We start from the raw sequence: 5,382 nt of genomic DNA, 5'->3' as shown, positions 1-5,382 counted from the left end.
TTTAGTCGTATATGCTTGATTGCTCCCATTTTGGCTTGTATCCAAAGTCGCGGGCGACTTCTCTGTAGGATTCTGAGTAGAATCTTTTTCTGAGTGTATCGAAGCTCAGTTTTAATTTCTTTTTTTGGATGCCTGTGACTCTGTTTTTTAGAAGCATTAGTAGTGATTGGTCGTCCTCGCCTCTTAGGATTTTGAATATGTAGTCTGCTAGGTTTGGGATCTCGCTGGCGCCTGAGATTTCAAATACGTGCGGTTCTCGGTTTTGTGTGGAGCTTTTGTTGGGATGGGCTACTAAGATTATTGCTAGGTTGTATTTTTTTGCTAAATTTTTTAGTGTTTTTACTGTGTTTATTTGTTTTTCGTATTTGTCTGTACCGCTGAATTCTAGTGTCATCAGGTTGTCTAGCACGAATAGCTTGACGTTTTTTTTGATGGCTAGATATTCGATTGCGCTGTTTAGATTCGCTTCGTCGGCTCGCGCGTCTTTTGAGTATATGAAAAATTTGTCCCTCGTCCAGCTGCTTATGTAGTTTAGGGCTTCATCTGAGACTTGGCCGTATGTACCAAATGAGTTTTTGCACCTGATGATATCCTCGTTGTTTGCGACTGTTTTGGCAAACCAGTTCATCAGCATTTGGTATGTCAGCTCACCGGAGTAGATGAAGCAGTTAAAGCCTATGCTCAGTGCGCTTGCTATAATTTGGTTGATTATCGTACTTTTCCCAGAGGCAGGCTCTCCAGTTAAAATCGACAGCGAGCCGTATGTGAGTCCGCCGCCACACATCGTATCTATATCCTCGAATCCAGTCGGTATAGCTGGTAAATTTTGTGATGTAAATGACACGGTTGACGCATCTATGAATAAATCCTCGGCATTGCCTGTATCTAAGAGCGTGGATTTTAGATTTTCTGAAAATTTTACCAAATCATCTGTCTCAAGTGTTTTGATCTTAGTCTGAGTTTCTAGTAGCATGTTGTGGACTTTCCTTTTGATTGAGAGATCTTTTACGATTTTCATGTAGTAGAGGATGTTGTCGCTAGTTGGCACGATGGTCATGAGATCTGCCAAGTAGGCAATTCCACCGACTCTGTCTATCATGTCTGTATTTGTCAGCTCGTTTGACAGAGTGATGATGTCGATTTCGCAGTTGTCGTTTGAGAGCTTTTTCATGGCATCGTAAATAATCCTGTGCTCTGTTCTAAAAAAATCGTACGGCGAAAATTTTATCTCGTTGCCGTCAAGTATTGAGCGCGGTTCGATTAAAATTGCGCCGAGTATACTTTGTTCTGCTTGTATGTTGAATAAATCCATTTTTTACCTCCTTTGATTTTATCCGCCGATTAGCTCGAAGCCTGATAAATCATAGGCACCGTATTGTGTTTTGAATATATTTGCATCTGAAGAGTATGAATTAGCAGGGATGTAGCCTTTTAGCAGATGTTGATTTTCTTCAAAATTTTTAATCGCAATTAGCTTGTCGTATTTGCGTTTTAAGTCGTCTGGATTCAGTATTCTGCAGCACCAGAAGTTGTCTGGCTTGTAAATCCAGCTGATTAGGTCGGTGATTTCTGTGATTGATTTTTTTTCTACGTTTAGCATATATGCAAAAACTGATGACCATCTATCTAGGTTTGGTTTTCTGATGTTTGGGTTTCTGTGTTGAATATGCTCGAACAAAAGCTCAGCTAGTAGAAATTCGTCTGAATCCTTCGCGCGAGGTTTTTGTATAGTAGATTTATTTGGTGGAAGAATCTTTTGTTCGGGATAAATATCCGTTTGGTTTGGATGGATATCCGCGTTACTCGGATGATTATCAGAATGAGTCGGATAAATATCCGATGAGTTTTCGCAAAAATCCTCCTCATCTATATCAGAGGATTCGTCAAAATCTGCCTCATCTGGAAGGTCTGATGAATCGTCGATTAGAGCAGCGTAATTTTTTCCTACATTATAATAGGAATATGTGCCGCCTGATTTTATGGTTTTTTTCTCCAAAATACCGAGCTCGGCCATGTTTTTTAATTTTCTGTAGATAGTGTCCTTTTTTGAGCTGACTATAGGAAGATCGTCGGCCATTTTTTCATAACAAACCCAGTAGTAAGTTTTGCCGTTTATCAGCCTTGACTTCATTTTCCCAGAGTCCTTAAAATCAACAAACCATCTAAGCAGCAACAAATCCTCGCAATTTAACCCGAATCTCACTGATTGCACTTGAGAAAATCCATGTATTGTATATTTCATAATTACACGCTCCTAACTTAAAAATTTTTTTATAAAATAAGTATAAAATTTGAAATGCTGGTAATAATTTAGATAATCAAACATTTTTACTCCGTCGGAATTTCGAGGGAGAGTGCAGATGCCTGTATTATTAATAGGCAGGCATCTGTTTTAATTATTATTTTAAATTTATAATATTATTGGAAAGTTCATTTATGCTATTGGTTAAGGATTCCAGCTTGTTCTCCAGCCTGATCAATAGATAGATGGATACAGCCACTGGGAATCCTACATTAGCTATTAGACTTTCGATAAATTCCATAACTGATCACTTCCTATAATACTAGGTCGTATTCAGTTGTTTGAGTGTTGACTATTTTAGCCCCGACTGTAGCTGTGAATGCGTAGTTATTTTTCTTGAATATGTTTTTTTCTACGATTAGATCCATAGCCGCCTTGATTTCTGCCTCAGTTACATCGTCCCTTGGGTTATCTATGCTTATTGAGACTTCCTTGTCAACCTCGTTTTTGAATACCATTACTAATTTTTTGTTTTCATCCATGATATCATCTCCTTTTGAATTTTTACACAGCCGGGGAGATATCCCCAGCTTTTAATTAAACTTTAAACTGATACTTAGCTTCTTATTCAGATAAAGACGTGTTGTCTATTCTGACGACGTTGTATAAATCATGTTGTTGAAGCCCTGCTAGTGCGTTTGCCACATCCATCAAAGATTGGTCTAGCGCCTCTGGATCGACGAAGCTAAATGTCTTAGTCGCGATTACTCTTTTAGAGTTTATGTCTAACCCCTTGTCAAAATATAATTTTAATGAAGATAAATTTTTAGTAGATAAAACAGCCATAATATATTGCCTCCTTTTTTAATTAATTTTTTTGAAAATAATTTAAATTGATTTTAAATATCAAAATATGCCGAGTTGTAGTATTGGCAGATTATGATATAATACACACCCGTGTCACACTAAAATTAAATCACCAAATCGTATTCGTTGGTTTGCGTATTTTCGTTTTGGGCCTCGACCGCTTCGACTAGCGAATAGTTGTTTTTCTTAAAAATGTTCTTTTCTACTATTAAATCCATAGCTGCTTTGATTTCTGCTTCTGTGATCGTGTCTTTTGGGTCGTCGATGCTAATTGAGACCTGCTTGTCCACCTCGTTTTTGAATACCATTACCAGTTTTTTATTTTCATCCATTTGATCACCTCCGTTGGTTTTGAAAACTTTTAATTTGTTTTCTTAATATAATGATATATTATTTTGCGGACGAGGGCTAAAAAAACGTGCACGAATTTTGCTCAAAATCAACGCTTGTGAGCTCTGAAAATACTAGAGTTCAGAAGAAGTTTTATTTTTCGAGTTAATATTTTTATTTTTGAAAAATTTGTCATTTAAAATTTTTTGCTCCAAACAAAAATTGGAAATAGTTTATGTGTAAAATTTCCGCGATTTAGTTTAATGTTTAATTATAGAAGTAAATTTAAATAGTGAAGGATCAGATGCGATGGTTTATGGAGGTGAAAATCATGAACGACGATTATATGAAGAAGTATATATCGAGTGATTTGTACAGACTATTTGATATAGTCGGCGAGGTTTTGTTTCAGAGGATAGTCGAGGATTATAATGGAAGCCAGATTTATATTCCTAGCAAGGAGTGCTACAGGAGAGCTAAGAGGAATATGAGGATTTATGATGAGTTTTGTGAAGGTAGAAGTGTGAAGGCGTTGGCGGCTAAGTGGAAGGTTTCGGAGTCTTGTATTAGAAGGATTGTCAAGAGGGTTGAGGAGGAGTTGAATAGTAAGTAGGTAGATAGCCTTTCCTGTGTGGATGCAGGGAGGGCTATTTTTTTATGAAATAGATTGTAGGAAAAGATAGAAAAAGCTCAAACCTTTTTTTAGAGGAATTTCTATCTTTTTTGTTTTTGAACTACAATATTTGACGGTAGATAATTACTATTTTTTACAGTTATGTATATAAAAAAACATATAATTCATATCCTTGGGAAAAAAAGCTAAATAAATGAAAAAATATGGGAAATGAAAAACGTTGTAATTTTTATGAAAATGTTTTACTATCATATCAAATAGAAAATTTATAAAACATTTTACGATTATAAAAAATATATACAAATGTGCTTGACGAGATCAGGAGCTGTATGTGTTTGTTTTTGTCTATTGTTGTTATGAATGGAGGCGTATTTTTATGGCGAACACAAATAGTATGAATGTGGAATTTCGATGGAGCGTGTATGGAGATATTACGTATTTTTATTGTTCCTTAAAAAGTTATTTGAAAAAGACAAAAAATGAAGCTCTGAGCAGCATCCCGTGGGTATTTTTCGTATATATGAATAGTGTTTTTGGCAATGAGTACGTGTACATACGCGGGACCTCTTATCTGAAGAGGATTTTTAGAAATATGGAGATTTTGAGGCTGTATAATTTGGGTGTTTCTACTAAAAATATCGCGGCGACTTGTAATGTGGGTGAGAGACAGGTTAGGAATATTATAAATGAGGGGTATCGCTGTGAGGGGGTTGATATTTCTGATATGTTTGAGGATAGGGTTATTGTGCTGGATTTGGGGTGTTATTCCGAGTTGAGTTTGAGATAAAATAAATATGAAAGGGATTAGGATTGATATTTTTAAGTTTAATTAAGTAAATTTTGATAGATCTTTTGCAGTGAGTGAGGGGGAATATTTTGTATAGAAATTTTATTTGAGTTATAGTTGGAAAAATGTGTTTTAAGTGCAAAAAAATGAACAGGAAATATATGGAAAATAGTTTTGATTTGTTCTATAATAATAGGTATATTTTTAGAATATATAAAGTGCGTTGCTATGGAAATTTTTGACAGCGTGCATTATAATAAATATATGGGGGTGATGTATGAAAGTACAATGTTTAGTTGTTGGTACTTACATATAGAATAAGAGGGTATTATTTCGATTTTTAGCACATCAAAAAGTTCTAATTTTGTGAGTTCTGACAAGTTTCAATTATAAATTCTGTCGATGAGGATTGACAGGTGAAATTTTAAAGGAGGAGTGTGAAATGAAATATTTAAAGAAGACATTGTCGTTTGTTTTGGCTTTGGCGATGGTGTTTACGATGGTTATTGTGCCTAGAACTGG

At 35.5% G+C, this 5,382-nt stretch carries 8 protein-coding genes; 2 read left to right on the top strand and 6 right to left on the bottom strand.

Features of this window, described 5'->3' with window-relative positions:
- Position 1: 1 nt before the first annotated feature.
- The 6 genes from MR593_RS10640 to MR593_RS10615 all read right to left on the bottom strand — a co-directional run bounded on the left by MR593_RS10640 (position 2) and on the right by MR593_RS10615 (position 3,441).
- Entirely contained in the window at positions 2–1,312 is a 1,311-nt protein-coding gene (locus tag MR593_RS10640) for a DnaB-like helicase N-terminal domain-containing protein (RefSeq protein WP_290692683.1), read from the bottom strand.
- 18 nt (positions 1,313–1,330) lie between these two features.
- A complete protein-coding gene (locus MR593_RS10635; protein WP_290692681.1) occupies positions 1,331–2,242 on the bottom strand; it encodes a hypothetical protein in 912 nt (303 codons plus the stop codon).
- A gap of 157 nt (positions 2,243–2,399) precedes the next feature.
- Positions 2,400–2,543, bottom strand: coding sequence for a YvrJ family protein (locus MR593_RS13610; protein ID WP_290692679.1), 144 nt, complete (start codon positions 2,541–2,543; stop codon positions 2,400–2,402).
- A 13-nt stretch (positions 2,544–2,556) separates the two neighbouring features.
- A complete protein-coding gene (locus MR593_RS10625) occupies positions 2,557–2,784 on the bottom strand; it encodes a DUF2922 domain-containing protein (RefSeq protein WP_290692677.1) in 228 nt (75 codons plus the stop codon).
- 82 nt (positions 2,785–2,866) lie between these two features.
- Entirely contained in the window at positions 2,867–3,088 is a 222-nt protein-coding gene (locus tag MR593_RS10620) for a DUF1659 domain-containing protein (RefSeq protein ID WP_290692675.1), read from the bottom strand.
- 125 nt (positions 3,089–3,213) lie between these two features.
- The gene (locus MR593_RS10615; RefSeq protein WP_290692673.1) at positions 3,214–3,441 is read right to left on the bottom strand and encodes a DUF2922 domain-containing protein; all 228 of its coding nucleotides are present in this window, start codon (positions 3,439–3,441) and stop codon (positions 3,214–3,216) included.
- Positions 3,442–3,743: 302 nt separating this feature from the next.
- Here MR593_RS10615 and MR593_RS10610 point away from each other — a divergent pair, with 302 nt between their 5' ends.
- Both MR593_RS10610 and MR593_RS10605 read left to right on the top strand, forming a co-directional pair.
- Positions 3,744–4,052 carry a Mor transcription activator family protein gene (locus MR593_RS10610; RefSeq protein WP_290692671.1) on the top strand — a complete coding sequence of 103 codons (309 nt, stop codon included), beginning with the start codon at positions 3,744–3,746 and terminating at the stop codon, positions 4,050–4,052.
- 484 nt (positions 4,053–4,536) lie between these two features.
- On the top strand, positions 4,537–4,860 hold the full coding sequence (locus MR593_RS10605) for a helix-turn-helix domain-containing protein (protein WP_290692669.1): 324 nt from the start codon (positions 4,537–4,539) through the stop codon (positions 4,858–4,860).
- Positions 4,861–5,382: the final 522 nt, after the last annotated feature.

Source organism: Intestinibacter sp. (genome assembly GCF_022780145.1).
Lineage (GTDB): Bacteria > Bacillota > Clostridia > Peptostreptococcales > Peptostreptococcaceae > Intestinibacter.
This window is presented reverse-complemented; position numbering and strand designations above follow the sequence as displayed.

What these genes read in the sequence shown, in the direction of transcription:
- MR593_RS10640 (WP_290692683.1), bottom strand. Translation starts at nt 1,312, where the DNA reads ATGGATTTATTCAACATACAAGCAGAACAAAGTATACTCGGCGCAATT.
- MR593_RS10635 (WP_290692681.1), bottom strand. Translation starts at nt 2,242, where the DNA reads ATGAAATATACAATACATGGATTTTCTCAAGTGCAATCAGTGAGATTC.
- MR593_RS13610 (WP_290692679.1), bottom strand. Translation starts at nt 2,543, where the DNA reads ATGGAATTTATCGAAAGTCTAATAGCTAATGTAGGATTCCCAGTGGCT.
- MR593_RS10625 (WP_290692677.1), bottom strand. Translation starts at nt 2,784, where the DNA reads ATGGATGAAAACAAAAAATTAGTAATGGTATTCAAAAACGAGGTTGAC.
- MR593_RS10620 (WP_290692675.1), bottom strand. Translation starts at nt 3,088, where the DNA reads ATGGCTGTTTTATCTACTAAAAATTTATCTTCATTAAAATTATATTTT.
- MR593_RS10615 (WP_290692673.1), bottom strand. Translation starts at nt 3,441, where the DNA reads ATGGATGAAAATAAAAAACTGGTAATGGTATTCAAAAACGAGGTGGAC.
- MR593_RS10610 (WP_290692671.1), top strand. Translation starts at nt 3,744, where the DNA reads ATGCGATGGTTTATGGAGGTGAAAATCATGAACGACGATTATATGAAG.